The sequence below is a fragment of the Allorhizobium sp. NPDC080224 genome (assembly GCF_050281005.1).
Lineage (GTDB): Bacteria > Pseudomonadota > Alphaproteobacteria > Rhizobiales > Rhizobiaceae > Allorhizobium.
The window spans coordinates 1778913-1794958 of the sequence record NZ_JBNNWJ010000001.1 but is presented as its reverse complement, the minus strand read 5'-3'; the positions used below and the strand labels follow the sequence as shown (position 1 = coordinate 1794958).

General features: G+C 60.3%; 17 protein-coding genes and 2 tRNA genes. 14 read left to right on the top strand and 5 right to left on the bottom strand.

Annotation, left to right across the window (positions count from 1 at the left end; translation table 11 throughout):
• Positions 1 to 124 precede the first annotated feature (124 nt).
• A tRNA-Cys gene (locus ACQKP1_RS09010) sits at positions 125 to 198 on the bottom strand.
• A 201-nt stretch (positions 199 to 399) separates the two neighbouring features.
• Here ACQKP1_RS09010 and ACQKP1_RS09005 point away from each other — a divergent pair.
• Entirely contained in the window at positions 400 to 1080 is a 681-nt protein-coding gene (locus ACQKP1_RS09005) for a hypothetical protein (RefSeq protein ID WP_427274984.1), read from the top strand.
• A 79-nt stretch (positions 1081 to 1159) separates the two neighbouring features.
• On the opposite strand, the gene ACQKP1_RS09000 is transcribed toward ACQKP1_RS09005, so the two are convergent.
• Both ACQKP1_RS09000 and ACQKP1_RS08995 read right to left on the bottom strand, forming a co-directional pair.
• A complete protein-coding gene (locus tag ACQKP1_RS09000; RefSeq protein ID WP_427274983.1) occupies positions 1160 to 1387 on the bottom strand; it encodes a hypothetical protein in 228 nt (75 codons plus the stop codon).
• 154 nt (positions 1388 to 1541) lie between these two features.
• Positions 1542 to 1823 carry a hypothetical protein gene (locus ACQKP1_RS08995; protein WP_203015567.1) on the bottom strand — a complete coding sequence of 94 codons (282 nt, stop codon included), beginning with the start codon at positions 1821 to 1823 and terminating at the stop codon, positions 1542 to 1544.
• A gap of 164 nt (positions 1824 to 1987) precedes the next feature.
• On the opposite strand from ACQKP1_RS08995, the gene ACQKP1_RS08990 reads away from it, so the two are divergent.
• From ACQKP1_RS08990 to sseA, 7 genes are all read left to right on the top strand, one after another.
• Positions 1988 to 2062, top strand: a tRNA-Asn gene (locus ACQKP1_RS08990).
• Positions 2063 to 2248: 186 nt separating this feature from the next.
• Positions 2249 to 2476 carry a hypothetical protein gene (locus ACQKP1_RS08985; protein WP_203015565.1) on the top strand — a complete coding sequence of 76 codons (228 nt, stop codon included), beginning with the start codon at positions 2249 to 2251 and terminating at the stop codon, positions 2474 to 2476.
• A 105-nt stretch (positions 2477 to 2581) separates the two neighbouring features.
• Positions 2582 to 4027: a cryptochrome/photolyase family protein gene (locus ACQKP1_RS08980; protein ID WP_427274982.1), complete on the top strand. Its 1446-nt coding sequence runs from the start codon at positions 2582 to 2584 to the stop codon at positions 4025 to 4027.
• Positions 4028 to 4262: 235 nt separating this feature from the next.
• The gene (locus tag ACQKP1_RS08975) at positions 4263 to 4667 is read left to right on the top strand and encodes a hypothetical protein (protein WP_427274981.1); all 405 of its coding nucleotides are present in this window, start codon (positions 4263 to 4265) and stop codon (positions 4665 to 4667) included.
• A 257-nt stretch (positions 4668 to 4924) separates the two neighbouring features.
• Positions 4925 to 5962, top strand: a complete 1038-nt coding sequence (locus tag ACQKP1_RS08970; RefSeq protein ID WP_427274980.1) for a cysteine synthase A — start codon at positions 4925 to 4927, stop codon at positions 5960 to 5962.
• 20 nt (positions 5963 to 5982) lie between these two features.
• Positions 5983 to 6714, top strand: coding sequence for an alanyl-tRNA editing protein (locus tag ACQKP1_RS08965; protein ID WP_427274979.1), 732 nt, complete (start codon positions 5983 to 5985; stop codon positions 6712 to 6714).
• Between the two features lie 27 nt (positions 6715 to 6741).
• On the top strand, positions 6742 to 8166 hold the full coding sequence (gene sseA, locus ACQKP1_RS08960) for a 3-mercaptopyruvate sulfurtransferase (RefSeq protein ID WP_427274978.1): 1425 nt from the start codon (positions 6742 to 6744) through the stop codon (positions 8164 to 8166).
• Positions 8167 to 8175: 9 nt separating this feature from the next.
• Here the strand turns inward: sseA and ACQKP1_RS08955 are convergent, their stop codons facing one another.
• On the bottom strand, positions 8176 to 9090 hold the full coding sequence (locus ACQKP1_RS08955) for a DUF4344 domain-containing metallopeptidase (protein WP_427274977.1): 915 nt from the start codon (positions 9088 to 9090) through the stop codon (positions 8176 to 8178).
• A 249-nt stretch (positions 9091 to 9339) separates the two neighbouring features.
• On the opposite strand from ACQKP1_RS08955, the gene ACQKP1_RS08950 reads away from it, so the two are divergent.
• Both ACQKP1_RS08950 and ACQKP1_RS08945 read left to right on the top strand, forming a co-directional pair.
• On the top strand, positions 9340 to 9891 hold the full coding sequence (locus ACQKP1_RS08950) for an OmpA family protein (RefSeq protein ID WP_203015549.1): 552 nt from the start codon (positions 9340 to 9342) through the stop codon (positions 9889 to 9891).
• 123 nt (positions 9892 to 10014) lie between these two features.
• On the top strand, positions 10015 to 11112 hold the full coding sequence (locus tag ACQKP1_RS08945) for a catalase family protein (protein ID WP_427274976.1): 1098 nt from the start codon (positions 10015 to 10017) through the stop codon (positions 11110 to 11112).
• A 108-nt stretch (positions 11113 to 11220) separates the two neighbouring features.
• Here ACQKP1_RS08945 and ald read toward each other — a convergent pair whose 3' ends face one another.
• Positions 11221 to 12339, bottom strand: coding sequence for an alanine dehydrogenase (gene ald, locus ACQKP1_RS08940; protein ID WP_427274975.1), 1119 nt, complete (start codon positions 12337 to 12339; stop codon positions 11221 to 11223).
• A gap of 158 nt (positions 12340 to 12497) precedes the next feature.
• On the opposite strand from ald, the gene ACQKP1_RS08935 reads away from it, so the two are divergent.
• The 4 genes from ACQKP1_RS08935 to ACQKP1_RS08920 all read left to right on the top strand — a co-directional run bounded on the left by ACQKP1_RS08935 (position 12498) and on the right by ACQKP1_RS08920 (position 15990).
• On the top strand, positions 12498 to 12959 hold the full coding sequence (locus ACQKP1_RS08935) for an Lrp/AsnC family transcriptional regulator (RefSeq protein ID WP_054150114.1): 462 nt from the start codon (positions 12498 to 12500) through the stop codon (positions 12957 to 12959).
• A gap of 95 nt (positions 12960 to 13054) precedes the next feature.
• Positions 13055 to 13390, top strand: a complete 336-nt coding sequence (locus tag ACQKP1_RS08930) for a PilZ domain-containing protein (RefSeq protein ID WP_427274974.1) — start codon at positions 13055 to 13057, stop codon at positions 13388 to 13390.
• A 166-nt stretch (positions 13391 to 13556) separates the two neighbouring features.
• Positions 13557 to 13895 carry a PilZ domain-containing protein gene (locus tag ACQKP1_RS08925; RefSeq protein ID WP_427274973.1) on the top strand — a complete coding sequence of 113 codons (339 nt, stop codon included), beginning with the start codon at positions 13557 to 13559 and terminating at the stop codon, positions 13893 to 13895.
• Between the two features lie 106 nt (positions 13896 to 14001).
• The gene (locus tag ACQKP1_RS08920; RefSeq protein WP_427274972.1) at positions 14002 to 15990 is read left to right on the top strand and encodes a bifunctional 2',3'-cyclic-nucleotide 2'-phosphodiesterase/3'-nucleotidase; all 1989 of its coding nucleotides are present in this window, start codon (positions 14002 to 14004) and stop codon (positions 15988 to 15990) included.
• The last annotated feature ends 56 nt before the right edge of the window (positions 15991 to 16046 follow it).

Sequence of the window (16046 nt, the reverse complement as noted above, 5' to 3'; positions counted from 1 at the left end):
TCTTCTCCTCGCACACGAGAATATCGCGGTCGCCATGTGACGCAGTCGACACGACAGAAGCCGGACAACCGACAATATCCATGCCGTCCAGCGTAGACCAGATGATAGAGAGAGAAAGTTCGGATGGAGGCCTCGCCCGGAATTGAACCGGGGTACAAGGATTTGCAGTCCTCTGCGTCACCACTCCGCCACGAGGCCATCCGGGTAGAAAAGTGCGTGTGGTGGCGCGGATTTAGACGCGTTCTAGGAAATCCGCAAGACCCATTTTCTGAAATTCGTCCTTTTAATTTTCTGAAATGATGTTCGCGATGGGTTCCCGGCAGCCCCCTCTACGATAAGAGTAAAAGGGCCTATGGAGTCGATGCTGGCAGCTCGTCATTCGGGAGTAAGGGGGCAATCGTGCAGGCCACCGCATGCGAAGCATTATGTTTGTTCAACTCGGAGTTTTGGGCCGCGATCGTCGGCGCCGTGGTCGGTGGGGTTATTGCCTACTTCGTCCAACTGCGGGCACTGCGAGAAGCAAGGGTAGCCAGAAAGGAGGCTCGACAGGATGAGAACAAGGCGTTGGCATACAGTCTGTTTTTCAAGATGCTCTCTGTTTGGAACAACCTCGCACATCTGAAAAACCATGTGGACGAGGCAAGAGCGCTCCAAGTCTCTGCGGGAGTGGATAGGCTCTCGACAGTGCTCCGGCCGCTTGCAAACCTGACGGATCCCGTAAGGTTCGAACCCGGGGAAATGAGCATGCTACTTGGCCTTGGAGAGGCTGACACCTTCAACGAAGTCATGTCCCAGGACGCAATCCATAACAGCATCCTCCCTGTCTGGAGCCTCTACGCAACCAAGAGGGATCAATTGCACGACGCAGCGCATTCCCGGGGGCTAGATATGACGTCGGGCATTGGCACCCTCGCCTTCGAGGCTGGGTCGCCAGCGGAGCTGCTATTCTATGAAGTCACAGAGCTCGCGGTTGTTCTAGCAGAAAGAGCCGACAAGGATGAGGCTCAGGCTAGGAACGCACGGGACTTATTGCTCCGCACATTAAATCAAAAGCTCGGCCTGAACTTAAACTTTACATAGTCGCGACAAGGTCCAAGAGATTTTAAGTCTCTTGCGGACGGTAGAGTCCTTCCGTCCGCACGCGGACCACTTCACACCCTCACGAGGAATGCGTCGGCCAGCGACGACGATCGAGCAGGCGTGTTGCGGCCATGGTGCTGGCGGCTTCGGCGAGGCGTCCGGGATCGGTCATGCCGGATGTATAGAGCCGGATCACCGCCTTGCCCACCGCTTCGCGGTGGCCGTCATCGGAATAAGCGGGCTCGGCCGGTTCGGCCGCCCGCATCGCGTGATCGATGATGTGAAAATCTTTCGGCGTCAGAATCAAGGAACTCTCCGCCTGAATGAATATTCTCATGTCGTTTGACCTTTCCGGGAACCAGACGGCGACTGCCGTGTTCGGTATCCCGTTTGAGTCCACCCAGCGTATCGGGTTGGAACCATCAGGTCATTTCACTATGACATGTGCTCCTTCGCGTGCCTCAGTCCTCAGGGCCGGGGCGCGGCGTGTCCTTGCGACGGGTCCACCAGACGGTCATGCGTCGCCGACGGCGGCGCACGGCCGGTAGGTCATGAGAGAGAACGATCAGGCCAAGCGGCAGCATCCAGAAGCCCAGGATCGGCAGAAAGCCCAGAAAGCCACCGCCGACAAGCGCCGTTCCCGTCACGATTCGACCCGCCCTGGAACGGGGAACGGGGATTTCGAGCTTGCCGAGCACAAGGCGACCTCGCTGCTGGTCGAGCCGATAGCGACGTTCTGGCATTCACGAGACTCCCTGCGTTTCGGCGGTTTTGGGCCCCTTTCCCACCGCCCTCCAGATGGTGAGCCCACAAATAAAAACAAGACGATGACATTTTTTTTGAAAAACCGCTTGGCAAACGGAGCGAGCATCAGTATTACCCCGCTCACACCGCGCCAAGCGGCTGTTCCCTGGTAGCTCAGCGGTAGAGCATTCGACTGTTAATCGACAGGTCGCCGGTTCGAATCCGGCCCGGGGAGCCATCTTATTTCAAAGCCCGCGCCTGACAAAGGCAGCGGGCTTTTTGATTCCGGACACCTCAGCTGCCTGCCAAACCTTAGACCTACAAGATCTTGGGTGATCTTTCCGGCAATGGTTCCGAAACCCCCTCTTCACCTTTGGCTGCTAACTCCGTCTTCGAACCTGTAAGAATGCAAGGAGGACGGCCGATGTGGCTTGAGCTTCACGATGGGGACGGCTTTCCCTTCTATGTCAACATGGACAATGTGGTGGATTTCCGCTGGTATGAGCGGGAAGGCTATACCTGTCTGCTGACCACCGCCCCAGTCGCCGAAAAGCTGCATCGCCTCTATGTCCGCGAAAATGCCCAGCAGATAATGGCCATGCTGCGGACCGAACAGGCCCGACGGGTCGCCACCGCACGCTCCGCCGCCTGAGCGCCGCTTCCCGTCGCGGCCGAAAACCCAGATTTGTGATGGCAGCGTGATCTTGTCGCGGTGACCCTTCGTATGGCTTTGAAAGCCAACGAAGAAGAACAACGCATGCCGCAATCCGCCAAGACGCTCATCCTCTGGTTCCGCAAGGATCTCCGGATCTCCGACCACGCCGCGCTCGCAACAGCGCTGGACGAGGGGTTTCGCTTAGTTCCTCTTTATATAATGGAGCCGGAGCACGCCGGCACCGGACCGCTCGGTGCTGCGCAAGCCTGGTGGCTGCATCATTCGCTCGAAGCCTTGTCGGCGTCACTCGACGCGCTCGGCGCGAAGCTGGTGCTGCGCAGCGGCGCCGCAGACGCCGTGCTCTCGGATCTCATCACGGAGACTGGCGCTTCGGCCGTCTTCTGGAATCGCCGCTACGATCCCTCAGGCATTGCGGTCGACAAGGGGTTGAAGGCGAAACTGATCGCTGATGGCATCGACGTGCGCACCTTTGCCGGCCAGATCCTGCACGAACCGACGAAGCTGAAGACCGGGGCCGGCGGGCATTTCCGTGTCTATACGCCTTTCTGGAAGGCACTGGACGGATCCGGCGAACCGCCAGAGCCGATCCCGGCCCCAAACTCGCTCACCGCACCTGAGCATTGGCCGACAAGCGAGACGCTTTCGGACTGGGGCCTGCTGCCGACTAAGCCGAACTGGGCGAAAGGCTTTGAAAGCGAATGGCAACCCGGCGAAGACGGTGCCAGGAAGCGCCTCGCCGATTTCATCGCATCCGGCCTCAAGGGCTATCGCACCCGCCGCGACTTTCCCGGCGAAGCGCATGTCTCGATGCTCTCGCCGCACCTCGCGCTGGGCGAAATCTCGCCCGCTTCCGTCTGGCATGCGACGCGAGGACTGTCGGACTCCTATTCGAGCGAGGACTACATCCACTTCCGCAAGGAGCTTGTCTGGCGCGATTTCTCCTATCACCTGCTCTTTCATTTTCCCGATCTCGCGACCAAGAACTGGAACACCAAGTTCGATGCCTTCCCCTGGCGCAACGCGCCGGACCTGCTTGAGAAGTGGCAGAAAGGCCAGACCGGCTATCCGATCGTCGATGCCGGCATGCGCCAGCTCTGGCAGACCGGCTTCATGCACAATCGTGTGCGCATGATCGTTGCTTCCTTCCTGATCAAGGATCTCCTGATCGACTGGCGGGAAGGCGAGCGCTGGTTCCGCGACACGCTCGTGGATGCCGACCCGGCGTCGAATGCTGCAAGCTGGCAATGGGTCGCCGGCTCCGGCGCCGACGCCGCCCCCTTCTTCCGCATCTTCAATCCGATCAGTCAGGGCGAGAAATTCGATCCCGAGGGCGTTTATGTCCGACGCTTCGTGCCGGAGCTGAAGGCCATGCCGGACAAATTCATTCACAAGCCCTTCGACGCGCCCTTCGCCGTTCTGAAGGAGGCGGGCGTCAGCCTTGGCAAGACCTATCCGCAACCCATTGTCGATCACGGCAAGGCAAGGGATGCGGCGATGGCTGCGTTCCAGGGGTTGAAGACCGAGTAACCCCTCTTTCCCGCGGTCCATCACGACTGGCGGAGACGGACCTGACCCGGCCGGCCGGAGCAACAACCGGCGGCCGTCGTCAACAGCTTTGGCTGGGCCGTCCAAGAAATCACCACAATCCGGTGCAACCGGCAACCGGTTGATATCGCCCGTCTTATGGCGAACCCCCGACCAAACTGCGATGGAGCGTCCAGGCGTTTCGATCGACCTTTACGAGTACAAGAGACTGATAAGCATGCATTTCACCAATCTGATCCCGCCCTTCGCCCTCGCGTCGTTGGCAACCGCCTTTGCCACGCCCGTCGTCGCAAACGACCTGCTGCCGATCGATCATGGACGTTACGTCCAGTCCCAGCATGAGTGCAGCGATCCCAAGGGTTCGATGCTGTTCATCTATGACGGAAAGGGTGTGAAGAGCGGCAAGACCAGTTGCACGCTGAGCAACGTGACCCAATCCGGAAACGTCTATCAGTTCGACGAGAACTGCTCCTACTATCACCGCTCCTGGAGCATTCTACCGACAACGGTAACGGACTATAGGAGCCGCCTGGAAATACTGAACACTCGGGAATTCGTGTTGAAGCGCGAGAATGAGAATCTTGAAATGACCGATCATTACCGCTGGTGCTCTGCCGAATAGATCTGACCTCGACCACCGGAAGCCGGCCTGACCGTCGCGCATTGTCGGCCTCCGAACGCATTTTCCCTCCCTTTGCCGCCACGCGAAAAGCCATTCCTTGCCTTTGCCAGTCCTCAGGCGGAAAAGACCGGTTCACGTTTCGCGCTGACCGCCGCCCCGCAGAATCTTGCCCAGAAGGACAAATTTGCGCGGCGTCCCGGTTTTCTTCCCCGCGCATTTGGTTCTAGTGTCCGCGTCAGACAAAAAAGGCAGGCATCATGGCATTTCATCCCTCCGTTCTCGAGGCGATCGGCAATACGCCCCTCATCCGGCTGAAGGGCGCCTCGCAGGCGACCGGCTGCACCATTCTCGGCAAGGCCGAATTCCTCAATCCCGGCCAGTCGGTGAAGGATCGCGCAGCACTCTTCATCATCCGTGATGCCGAGCGGCGCGGATTGCTGCGCCCCGGCGGCGTGATCGTCGAAGGCACGGCTGGCAATACCGGCATCGGGTTGACCCTGGTTGCCAAGGCGCTGGGTTATCGCACCGTGATCGTCATCCCGGAGACACAGAGCCAGGAGAAGAAGGACGCGCTGAGACTGCTAGGCGCCGAACTCGTTGAAGTCCCTGCAGTCCCGTACAAGAACCCGAACAACTATGTGAAGATCTCCGGCCGGCTTGCTGCCGAGCTTTCGAAGTCCGAGCCGAACGGAGCGATCTGGGCGAACCAGTTCGACAATACCGTCAACCGTGACGCCCATATCGCAACGACGGCGAAGGAAATCTTCGACGAGACCGGTGGCGCCGTCGACGGCTTCATCTGCGCGGCCGGCTCGGGCGGCACGCTTGCCGGCACCGGCATCGGCCTTCGCAACATGAAGCCGTCCGTGAAGATCGGTCTTGCCGATCCGGAGGGTGCGGCACTCTACGAATATTACCGGAACGGTGAGCTCAAGTCCTCGGGCTCCTCGATCACCGAGGGTATCGGCCAGGGCCGCATCACGGCCAACCTCGAAGGCTTCAAGCCCGATTTCGCCTATCAGATCCCCGATTCCGAAGCGCTCGACATCGTCTTCGACCTCGTCGAAAACGAGGGCCTCTGCCTCGGCGGCTCCTCGGGCATCAACATTGCTGGCGCCATTCGTCTCGCGAAGGAACTGGGCCCCGGCCACACGATCGTGACGATCCTCTGCGACTACGGCAATCGCTACCAGTCGAAGCTGTTCAACCCGGCCTTCCTGCGCTCGAAAAACCTGCCTGTCCCGACCTGGCTCGAAAAGCGCGTCGCCTTCGACCTGCCCTTCGAGACTGTCTGATATCCATCGAAAGCAATGCCATGACCACCATCGCCCTCTACCGCGACGATTTCTATCTCTCGACGGCGGAGGCGGTGGTCACGGTCGTGCATGAGGATGGCGCGATCGAGCTCGACCAGACGTGCTTTTATGCTGCCTCCGGTGGCCAGCCAGGCGATACCGGCTTCTTGGAGCGGGAAGACGGCAGACGCATTCAGCTCGGCGAGACCCGCCACGGCGCCACCAAGGATATCATCCTCCACCGCCCTCTCGACGGTGAGCCCCTGCCCTCCATTGGCGAAAAGCTCGTTCTGCATGTCGACTGGGCCCGCCGCTACAAGCTGATGCGCATGCACACCGCCTGCCACCTGCTCTCCGTCGTCTGCTCCTATCCGATTACGGGGGCTGCCGTCGGCGAGGAGGAAAGTCGCGTCGATTTCGACATGTCGGAGACAATCGATAAAGATCAGGTGACGGCAGACCTGATGAAGCTCGTCGGCGAAAATCACCCCGTTTATCTCCAGTGGATCACCGACGCGGAGCTCGCGGCCAATCCCTCAATCGTCAAGTCGAAGAATGTTCGGCCGCCCGTCGGCCTCGGCCGCGTCAGCCTTGTCTGTATCGGCGAGAACTCCGCCGTTGACAGCCAGCCCTGCGGGGGCACACATGTTTCCGAGACTCAGGAGGTCGGCGCGATTCATATCGCCAAGATCGAAAAGAAGGGCAAGGAGAACCGCCGGTTCCGCATTCGCTTTGGAGCCCCGGACGCCTGAGCCCTAAGGAAACTACGGGAGAAGTGCATGTCCGGTGAGAAAAGCCGTTTCGTCGTGTCGGCGGACTGGGTCGAAAAGAACCTCGGGGCACCCGGCTTCAAGCTCGTCGATGCCTCCTGGTATCTGCCCGCGCATAATCGCAACGGCGCCGTCGAATATGCCTCCGGTCATATTCCGGGTGCGGTCTTCTTCGACCAGGACGTGATTGCCGACACCACGACCGGCCTGCCCCATTCGCTGCCCTCACCCTCCTTCTTTGCCCAGGCCGTCGGCCAGCTCGGTATTTCCGCCGAGGACACGATCGTCGTTTACGATGGTCCGGGCTTCTTTTCGGCACCGCGTGTCTGGTGGATGTTCCGCGTCATGGGCGCGCGCCGCGTCTACGTGCTCGATGGCGGTATCGACGGCTGGAAGGCGGAAGGCCGAAAGCTCGAGACCGACCTGCCGGAACCGGCACCTGTTACCTTCGAGGCACAGTTCGACCGTTCGAGGATCACCTCCTTTGACCAGATGTCGGCGATTGCCGACGAAGGCGACAAGCAGATCGCCGACGCCCGCCCCGCGGGTCGCTTCACCGGAGAGGAGCCGGAGCCGCGCGAAGGCATGCGTTCCGGCCATATTCCGGGTGCCCGCAGCGTGCCTGCATCATCGCTCTCGGAAAACGGCCACCTGAAGGATCTGGCGACCCTGCGCTCGATCTTCACCAATGCTGGCGTCGATCTCAACAATCCGGTGGTGACGTCTTGCGGCTCCGGTGTGACGGCAGCTGTCGTGACGCTGGCGCTCGAAAGCCTGGGGCATACCGACAACTCGCTTTATGACGGATCCTGGTCGGAATGGGGCTCGAAGAGCGATACGCCTGTCGTTACGGGGGACGCTTCGCCGCTCGAATCGAAGACATCAGGGCCGCTGACGGCGCATGTCACGCGACTGGAAATGACGGCGCCGCCGAAATCCAGCCTGCCGGTGCCGGTCAACATCCAGACGGCCATCATGCGCACGCATGAAATCCCGTTGTCCTTCTATCGCTTCCTGCACCGCCAGGTGGGTGCCCGCTGGCACTGGTACGAGCGCCTGCGTTTGCCCGATGAGCAGCTGAAGGCGATCATCCACGCGCCGAAGGTGTCGATCTCGGTTCTTTACGTGAATGGCGCACCGGCCGGCTTCTACGAGCTGTCGCATGAAAACGACGATCTCGTCGAGCTCTCCTATTTCGGCCTCTTTGAACATGCGCTGGGGCTCGGCATCGGCAAGTGGTTCCTGCTGCAGTGTCTTTACGCGGCCTGGGCGAGCAATCCGAAGACTGTCACCGTCACCACCAACTCGCTCGACCATCCGCGCGCACTACAGCTCTACCAGCAGTTCGGCTTCTCGCCCGTCGGCACCTATGACGCTCTGGTCGATCCCCTGACCGACCAGGAACTGCTTGCCCTGATCAAGCGCGACGGCTGATGCCGTCGCCTATTCCTTCTTCTTCAACTTGACGCTGGTGGCTTCCGTTTCTTCCTCGGAAGCCTCGTCAGCGACGTTCTCCCCGTCCGGATCCTCTTCGCCAGCGGCCTGGTTCTCGAACCAATTGGCGATCAGACCGGCGTGAAAGGCGGCCATCTCGTAGCAGTAGGTGATTTCGCGGTCGCCCGCATACCAGAATGCGTTTTCCGTGCCGCAGGTCTTGCCGGTGATCTTGATCCCGTCTTTCAGATTGTAGCCCTCGCCGAAGACGGTGGCAATGGTCTCCAGCGCGCCCGCACTCTTCAGGAGATCGGCGAAACCCTGCAGGTCCTCGTTTCCGGCCGGCTCATAGGTGACCTCGAATCTCGTTTTCACGCCGTCCTTCATGTTGGCGGCGAGCAGGCTCATCCAGCTGTCGCGGGCCCTTTGATATTCGAAAACGCATTCCTGGCGGCGCTCTTCCGGAAAATCGAGCGAGTCGGCAAACTCCTTGAAGAACTCGGCATTGGCGCCGGTCATCATGCAGACGATCGCATAGGCACGCTGCCGGTTGAGGCCGTGGGTGCCCATGAAGTCGTCTTCCTGGGGGCCGTCCTGATTGGCTTCGTCCAGCAGGAACCAGCCATCGGCGGCATCCTGCATGGTCGTATTGAGGTCCTCGTCCTCGGCACCGAGCAGCAGCACGGAGGAAAGCGCATCGACGGCATCCTCCTCGCGGCCGAGAACCGGCAGGTTGAGCTCAGAGACCAGCATGTGGCCGGCCTCGTGGAAGAGAATGAAGATGGCGTTGTTGACGACGAAACGCTGGCCTTCCTCGACCTGTTCGGCCGTCAGCTCCTCGGCCCGAACACTTGTGAATGGCTGGCAGAGCCATGCGGCAACGGATGCCAACGTGACCACGGCGACAGACTTGATTGACAGCATGTGAGAGACCCCGAACCCCTGATAGCTCGCCGATTATCTACAGCAGAGGTTAAGCGAGAGAGAAGCACCATTTCTGACAAAAACAGGCCGCATCCCGTGGCCCTGCCGTGTCGATGACATCAGCCATAACGATACGCGGCCTTACGGCAGCTTGGTCGATGAACGCTTGCTGACCGCCGGCTTCAGTTGAAATTCATCCGCGACATGCAAAAGCTTCTCTCACGACATTCCAGACAGGGAGGACACGCCATGGACAGACGTCTGTTTCTGACAATCTTGGGGGGCGCTCTAGCGTCGCCGGTCGTTGGCTTCGCACAGGAAGCCCCCACGGAAGACATGATCATGCGGCGGCTGGATGCCGCTCCGCAGCGGCAGATCGCCCCGCGGAACCGGGTCACCATCGACGAGTTCAAGCGGCGGCCGGAGCTTCGACGCCAAGCGCCTTCGATCGATATCCAGGCGATCAACTTCGCAACAGGCTCAGCGGATATTCCGCGTTCGGAATTTCGCAAGGTGCAGCAGATCGCCCGCGCCATGGAACAGCTGCTGCGTCGCCGGCGCGCGGTTCGCTTCCTGATCGAGGGTCACACGGATGCGGTCGGGTCCGCCTATTCCAATCAGGTCCTGTCGGAGCGCCGGGCTGCCTCGCTCAAGATGGTTCTGGTCCGCGAATTCGGCATTCCCTCGCGTGTTCTTGAAACCGTCGGCTATGGCGAAGATTACCTGCTGATCCCGACCGAGCGATCGGAATGGCGTAACCGACGCGTCACGCTCCGCCGTATCGACGACTTCATCCGCTGATCTTGTGCGTGAGTGAGGGCCAGTGCGCTGGTCCTCCCGTCGACGGATCGATGTTTCCGGGGGAGGAACACGCGGCTGCGGCCCGCGTTCACTCCCCCGGAACACGTCCCCACGGAGCACTCGATGCCGCATCAATCCCCCATCCGCTACCATGCCGATCTTGAAACCCCGTCCGCCGACGAAAAGGAGGCGATCGAAGAGATCAAGGACAGCATGCTCTACATCATCGGCAAGACGCATGAAGATCTCGGACATGCGCAACGCAGCGTGCACGCCAAGAGCCATGCCCTGCTCGAAGCCACCGTCACCGTCCATCCGGAGCTTTCGGCCGAACTGCGCCAGGGGATTTTCGCCGAACCGGGGCGGACCTATCCCGCCATCATCCGCATCTCGACCATTCCCGGCGACCCGCTGCGCGACAGCGTTTCACTTCCCCGCGGCTTTGCAATCAAGCTCTTTGATGTCGAGGGTACGCGGTTGCCTGGCAGCGAAGGCGATCGGACGCAGGACTTTCTGTTTGCCTCGGCGCCGGCCTTTGCCGCACCGGATGCCGCCGGCTTTGCCAAGAACCTCAAACTGATCGCCCGCACCACGGACAGGGTCGAGTGGGCCAAGAGCGCGCTCAGCTGGATCCTCAGACCGATCGTCCGGGGACTGGAGGCCATGGGGGCGGATGCCGGGGCGCTGAAAGCAATGGGCGGTTATCCCGAGACCCATCCGCTTGGTGAACACTACTACACCCAGGTTCCCTTGCGCTTCGGCGAGTATGTGGCAAAGCTCGACCTCGTGCCGCGGTCCGAGAGCTTCAAACGCCTCACTGACGACAGGATCGATCTATCCGAAGGTCCCGATGTTTTGCGCGAAGCGGTCGCCGAGGTCATGGCACGCGATGGCGGAGAATGGACCCTGCGCGCGCAGCTCTGTCGCAATCTCGAGACCCAGCCGATCGAGGATGCCTCCGTCGTCTGGCCCGAGGAAGACAGCCCCTATCTGGAAATCGCGACCATCAGCGTGGCGCCGCAGACGGGCTGGTCGGAAGGTCGCTCGCGCGCCGTCGATGACGGGCTGACCTTCCGTCCATGGCGCGGCATCGAGCAGCATCGGCCTCTCGGCAATGTCATGCGCGCCCGCCGGGAAGTCTATCCCGTCGCAGCCGCCAAACGCAGCGCCTTGATCGGCTGTCCGATGCATGAGCCGAAGAGCAGGCCCGATCTGCCTTGATCGATGAATAAAAACGGGCCGGCCGATGGGAAGGCCGGCCCGGATCGGCCGCTTTACGCGTTACATTCGCGGACCTGACGCAGCGTAAGGCGACCGGAGAGTGCAGCCTTACGCAACGTTAAGCACAGCTTCTGGCGCGTGCGCCGGGTAACCAAGCGCTTCTGCGACCGGCTTGTTGGTGATGCGGCCCTTGTGAACGTTGAGACCGTTGCGCAGGTGACGGTCTTCGGCAATCGCCCGCAGACCGCGATCGGCGAGCGCCAGACCATGGACCAGCGTTGCATTGTTGAGGGCATGCGCCGAGGTAATCGGCACCGCGCCCGGCATGTTGGCGACGCAATAATGCACGATACCGTCAACCTCGTAGGTCGGATCGGAATGGGTCGTGGCATGCGAGGTCTCGAAACAACCGCCCTGGTCGATGGCAACGTCGACGATGACGGCACCCTTCTTCATGCCGGACAGCATTTCGCGGGTGACGAGCTTTGGGGCGGCTGCACCTGGGATCAGGACCGCGCCGATGACGAGATCGGCCGAGAAGCTTTCCTGCTCAAGCGCATCGATGGTGGAATAGACGGTGTGAACGCGACCGCCGAAGATGTCGTCCAGCTGGCGCAGACGCGGCAGCGAGCGGTCGAGGATCGTGACGTCAGCGCCGAGACCGACGGCCATCTTGGCCGCATGCAATCCGACAACACCGCCACCGATGACGGTAACCTTGGCCGGCAGCACGCCCGGCACGCCGCCAAGCAGGATGCCGCGACCCCCATGGGCTTTCTGCAGGGCCGTCGCACCCGCCTGGATCGCCAGGCGTCCGGCGACTTCCGACATCGGCGCCAAAAGCGGCAGGCCGCCGCGCTCGTCAGTCACGGTTTCATAGGCAATGGCTGTGACGCCCGAATCGAGCAGGCCCTTGGTCTGGTCCGGATCCGGCGCGAGGTGGAGATAGGTATAAAGGATCTGGCCTTCACGCAGTTGCACCCATTCGGAGGGCTGCGGCTCCTTGACCTTGACGATCATGTCGGACTTATCGAACACGTCCTTTGCCGAGGCTGCGATCTTCGCGCCAGCGGCGATATAGGCGTGGTCGTCTGCGCCGATCCCGGCGCCTGCTCCCGTTTCGATCAGGACGTCATGGCCATGTGCCACATATTCTCTGACGGCACCGGGGGTCAGACCCACACGGTATTCATGGTTTTTGATTTCCTTCGGGCAACCGACACGCATAAGCGTTCCTCTCTTTTATTCGCAGCCTGCGCTGCTTTGTTTCAGATACGGAAATTCAAACATTCTCCGCACAAAATGTCCTTGCAAAGTGAAGCCTAGGACATCAGACAATTCGCAGCTTCTTGCGTCAGACAGCTGCAAAACGGAGAAATCTACGAATGGCGGAACTGGATGCCATTGATCGTGCCATTCTGAAGGCGCTTCAGGAGAATGGCCGGATGACAAATGCTGAGCTTGCCGAAACGGTGGGCTTATCGCCATCTGCCTGCTCGCGGCGTCACGACATGCTTGAAAAATCCGGCGTCATCAGCGGCTATCATGCCCGCCTGTCGCACAAGGCGATCGACTACAAGATGATGGTGATCGTGCACATCTCGCTGTCGGGCCAGTTTGCCAAGACGCTGACCGAATTCGAGGCCGCCGTGAAGCGCTGTCCGAACGTGCTTGTGTGCTATCTGATGTCGGGCGAGTACGATTACATTCTGCGTGTGGCCGCCAAGGATCTCGAAGACTACGAGCGTATCCACCGCGACTGGCTCTCGGCGCTTCCGCATGTGGTGAAGATCAATTCGAGTTTTGCGCTTCGCGAAGTGATCGAACGTCCCAATGTGGGTCTTTGATCGAGGATCCTGAAAATCCTAATGATTTGTTTTAGGCCGTTCTTACGGATGCTGCGTAAGGTCATGCCATTCCTTTTTGTATTCAGGACGGCATCATGAGCAATAATCTCGGTATGGATGTTCGCAAATCACCCCGCAGCCGTTGCCGGCTCGACAGCAAGATCCATTATTTTCGGCAGCAGGCAGATGCGCGCGTGATCAACATTTCGCGCACCGGCCTCGCTCTGGAACTCGCCACCAAGCTAACCGCCGCCGCCGGCAGTCAGGTGATCATCGAAAACGAGGATATCGGCCATCTGGAAGGCGTCGTCCGGTGGAACTATGGCGGCCGCATCGGCATCATGTTCCGACCGAACAGCAATTCGATTGCCAAGGTCGCGGCCTATTTCCGCAACTACCATCAGGAAGTCCGACCGGTCCTGCGCGGCTGAGCTCTTCGGACCGGAAGTTAACGGTAAACACCCCGCATAACCGACAAAACACCCAAAATCTCCTGAGGAGGTCGCTCGCATTCTAATGACCTTGGCCAGATGCCGTTAAGGCGCCTGGCTGAGGTTTCCTGCGTTTCTTTCAATCAATTTGACGGAGCGCAATTTTATGCTTGCTGCCAAACTCAACCCGGACGGCCGCCGCAGCCACCGTATCCGCTGTCATATCAGGGGAACGCTGGAATTCATCGGCCAGAAGTTCAACGTCCGTATTCTCGACATTTCCCGAACCGGCATGGCCCTGCATCTCGAGGGCTGGATCGAAGCCAAGCGCGGCGCGACAGTGACTGTCAGTTGCCCCGAACTCGGCCACATCGAATGCACCGTCCGCTGGTACCGCGCCGGCAAGATGGGGCTCGAATTCGAGCAGACCACCAATGCGGTCGCGCAGGTCACCGCCTACTTCCGCCACTTCCATCGGGATCCCCGCAACCTTGTTCCGATCTGACCCAGGAGAGAGCAACACGTCTCATCCCTGTCATTTTAGAGGTGCAAGCCTCTTAGAAGCGACCTAACCTGCGTCGCTTTCAGAACCTGTTCTTCGTGAGGCCCCTATGCCGTCTTTGCTCGATCTCCATCCGATTTCCCGCCGCTCCTTCTTGAGCGGTATTGCCGCATCGGCGGCTCTCGTCACGCTTCATCCCTTTGCGGCGCGCGCCGATGGCAACCAGGCGCATCTCAGGCTGATGGAAACCACCGACATCCACGTCAACGTGATGCCTTACGACTATTATGCCGACAAGCCGAACGACACGATGGGCCTTTCGCGCACCGCAAGCCTGATCGATTCGATCCGCGCCGAAGCCGGCAATTCGATGCTGATCGACAATGGCGACTTCCTGCAGGGCAATCCGATGGGCGACTACATGGCCTATCAGAAGGGCATGAAGCCTGGCGACGTGCATCCCGTGATCAAGGCGATGAACGTGCTCGGCTATGATTGCGGCACGCTCGGCAATCACGAGTTCAATTACGGCCTCGACTTCATGTTCAACACGCTGGCGGGTGCTACATTTCCCTTCGTCTGCGCCAATCTGACCAAGGGGCAGCTTGCCGCTGATCCCAAGCAGGATCCGCTTTATTTCAAGCCCTACCACATCATCGAAAAGCAGATCCGCGACGGATCGGGGGCAACCAGCCCGATCAAGGTTGGCTTCATCGGCTTCGTGCCGCCGCAGATCATGCTCTGGGATGCGAAGAACCTCGAAGGCAAGGCGATGAGCCGCGACATCCTGCAGGCGGCCCGCGCCTGGGTGCCGCAGATGAAGGAGGATGGCGCCGACATCGTGATTGCGCTCTCCCATTCCGGTATCGACGGGAATGGTGAAAGCGAAGGCATGGAAAACGCCTCGCTTTATCTCGCAGGCGTCGAGGGTATCGATGCGATCTTCACCGGACACCAGCATCTCGTCTTCCCCGGACCGAAGGATTTCGAGAACGTGCCGGGTGCGGATGCCGTGAAAGGCACGCTGCTCGCCAAGCCCGCGGTCATGGCTGGCTTCTGGGGCTCGCATATGGGCCTGATCGACTTGCTTCTCGAAAAAGACGGCTCGAGCTGGAAGATCGTCGACTTCACCTGCGAGGCACGGCCGATCTACCACCGAGACGACAACCGCAAGGTCGTGGCCGACGTGAAGGACAAGCCCGAGGTCATCGCCTCGGTCGCGACCGAACACCAGGCGACACTCGATTATGTGCGCACGCCGGTCGGCAAGACGTCCGCGCCGCTCTACTCCTATTTTGCGCTGGTCGCCGACGATCCGTCGATCCAGATCGTTTCGATTGCCCAGTCTTGGTACATCAAGGAAATGTTGAAGGATGGGCCGCACAAGGATCTGCCGGTGCTGTCGGCGGCGGCCCCGTTCAAGGCCGGCGGTCGCGGCGGTGCCGATTATTTCACCGACGTGCCGGCCGGCGACATCGCGATCAAGAATGTCGCCGATCTCTATCTCTATCCGAACACCATCCAGGCGGTTGCGATCACCGGCGAACAGGTGAAGAACTGGCTGGAAATGTCGGCCGGCATCTTCAACCAGATCGAGAAGGGCGCAAAGGATGCGGCCCTGATCAATCCGGATTTCCCGTCCTACAATTACGACGTCATCGATGGCGTGACCTATCAGATCGACCTGACGCAGCCAGCCCGCTACGACAAGGACGGTGTGGTCGTCCATCCGGAAGCAAGCCGCATCGTCAACCTGCAATTCGACGGCAAGCCGATCGACCCGGGCCAGACCTTCGCTGTCGCGACGAATAATTACCGCGCCGGTGGCGGCGGCAAGTTCCCCGAGATCGCCTCCGACAAGGTGATCTTCGTCGGCCCGGATACCAATCGCGACATCATCGTCCGCTACATCGTCGAACAGGGCACGATCAATCCGTCGGCCGACGGCAACTGGTCCTTCGCACCGATCGGTGAGACCACCGTTGTCTTCGAGACCGGCCCGAAGGCACTCGATTTCCTCGCCGACTTCAAGGGCGGCCAGATCGAGGATGCCGGCGAAGCAGCGGAAGGATTTGCGAAGTTCCGCCTGACGCTCTGAACCACGGCAGACGGCGCAATCGCTCAACAAGAACGGAATCGATTCAAGATGTTGAA

Excerpts from the sequence above, each read along its gene's own strand:
- ACQKP1_RS08975 (WP_427274981.1), top strand. The coding sequence starts at position 4,263 with ATGCATTTCACCAATCTGATCCCGCCCTTCGCCCTCGCGTCGTTGGCA.
- ACQKP1_RS08950 (WP_203015549.1), top strand. The coding sequence starts at position 9,340 with ATGGACAGACGTCTGTTTCTGACAATCTTGGGGGGCGCTCTAGCGTCG.
- ACQKP1_RS08985 (WP_203015565.1), top strand. The coding sequence starts at position 2,249 with ATGTGGCTTGAGCTTCACGATGGGGACGGCTTTCCCTTCTATGTCAAC.
- ACQKP1_RS08970 (WP_427274980.1), top strand. The coding sequence starts at position 4,925 with ATGGCATTTCATCCCTCCGTTCTCGAGGCGATCGGCAATACGCCCCTC.
- ACQKP1_RS08925 (WP_427274973.1), top strand. The coding sequence starts at position 13,557 with ATGCTTGCTGCCAAACTCAACCCGGACGGCCGCCGCAGCCACCGTATC.
- sseA (WP_427274978.1), top strand. The coding sequence starts at position 6,742 with ATGTCCGGTGAGAAAAGCCGTTTCGTCGTGTCGGCGGACTGGGTCGAA.
- ACQKP1_RS08955 (WP_427274977.1), bottom strand. The coding sequence starts at position 9,090 with ATGCTGTCAATCAAGTCTGTCGCCGTGGTCACGTTGGCATCCGTTGCC.
- ACQKP1_RS08920 (WP_427274972.1), top strand. The coding sequence starts at position 14,002 with ATGCCGTCTTTGCTCGATCTCCATCCGATTTCCCGCCGCTCCTTCTTG.
- ACQKP1_RS08935 (WP_054150114.1), top strand. The coding sequence starts at position 12,498 with ATGGCGGAACTGGATGCCATTGATCGTGCCATTCTGAAGGCGCTTCAG.
- ACQKP1_RS08965 (WP_427274979.1), top strand. The coding sequence starts at position 5,983 with ATGACCACCATCGCCCTCTACCGCGACGATTTCTATCTCTCGACGGCG.
- ACQKP1_RS08930 (WP_427274974.1), top strand. The coding sequence starts at position 13,055 with ATGAGCAATAATCTCGGTATGGATGTTCGCAAATCACCCCGCAGCCGT.
- ACQKP1_RS08995 (WP_203015567.1), bottom strand. The coding sequence starts at position 1,823 with ATGCCAGAACGTCGCTATCGGCTCGACCAGCAGCGAGGTCGCCTTGTG.
- ald (WP_427274975.1), bottom strand. The coding sequence starts at position 12,339 with ATGCGTGTCGGTTGCCCGAAGGAAATCAAAAACCATGAATACCGTGTG.
- ACQKP1_RS08945 (WP_427274976.1), top strand. The coding sequence starts at position 10,015 with ATGCCGCATCAATCCCCCATCCGCTACCATGCCGATCTTGAAACCCCG.
- ACQKP1_RS08980 (WP_427274982.1), top strand. The coding sequence starts at position 2,582 with ATGCCGCAATCCGCCAAGACGCTCATCCTCTGGTTCCGCAAGGATCTC.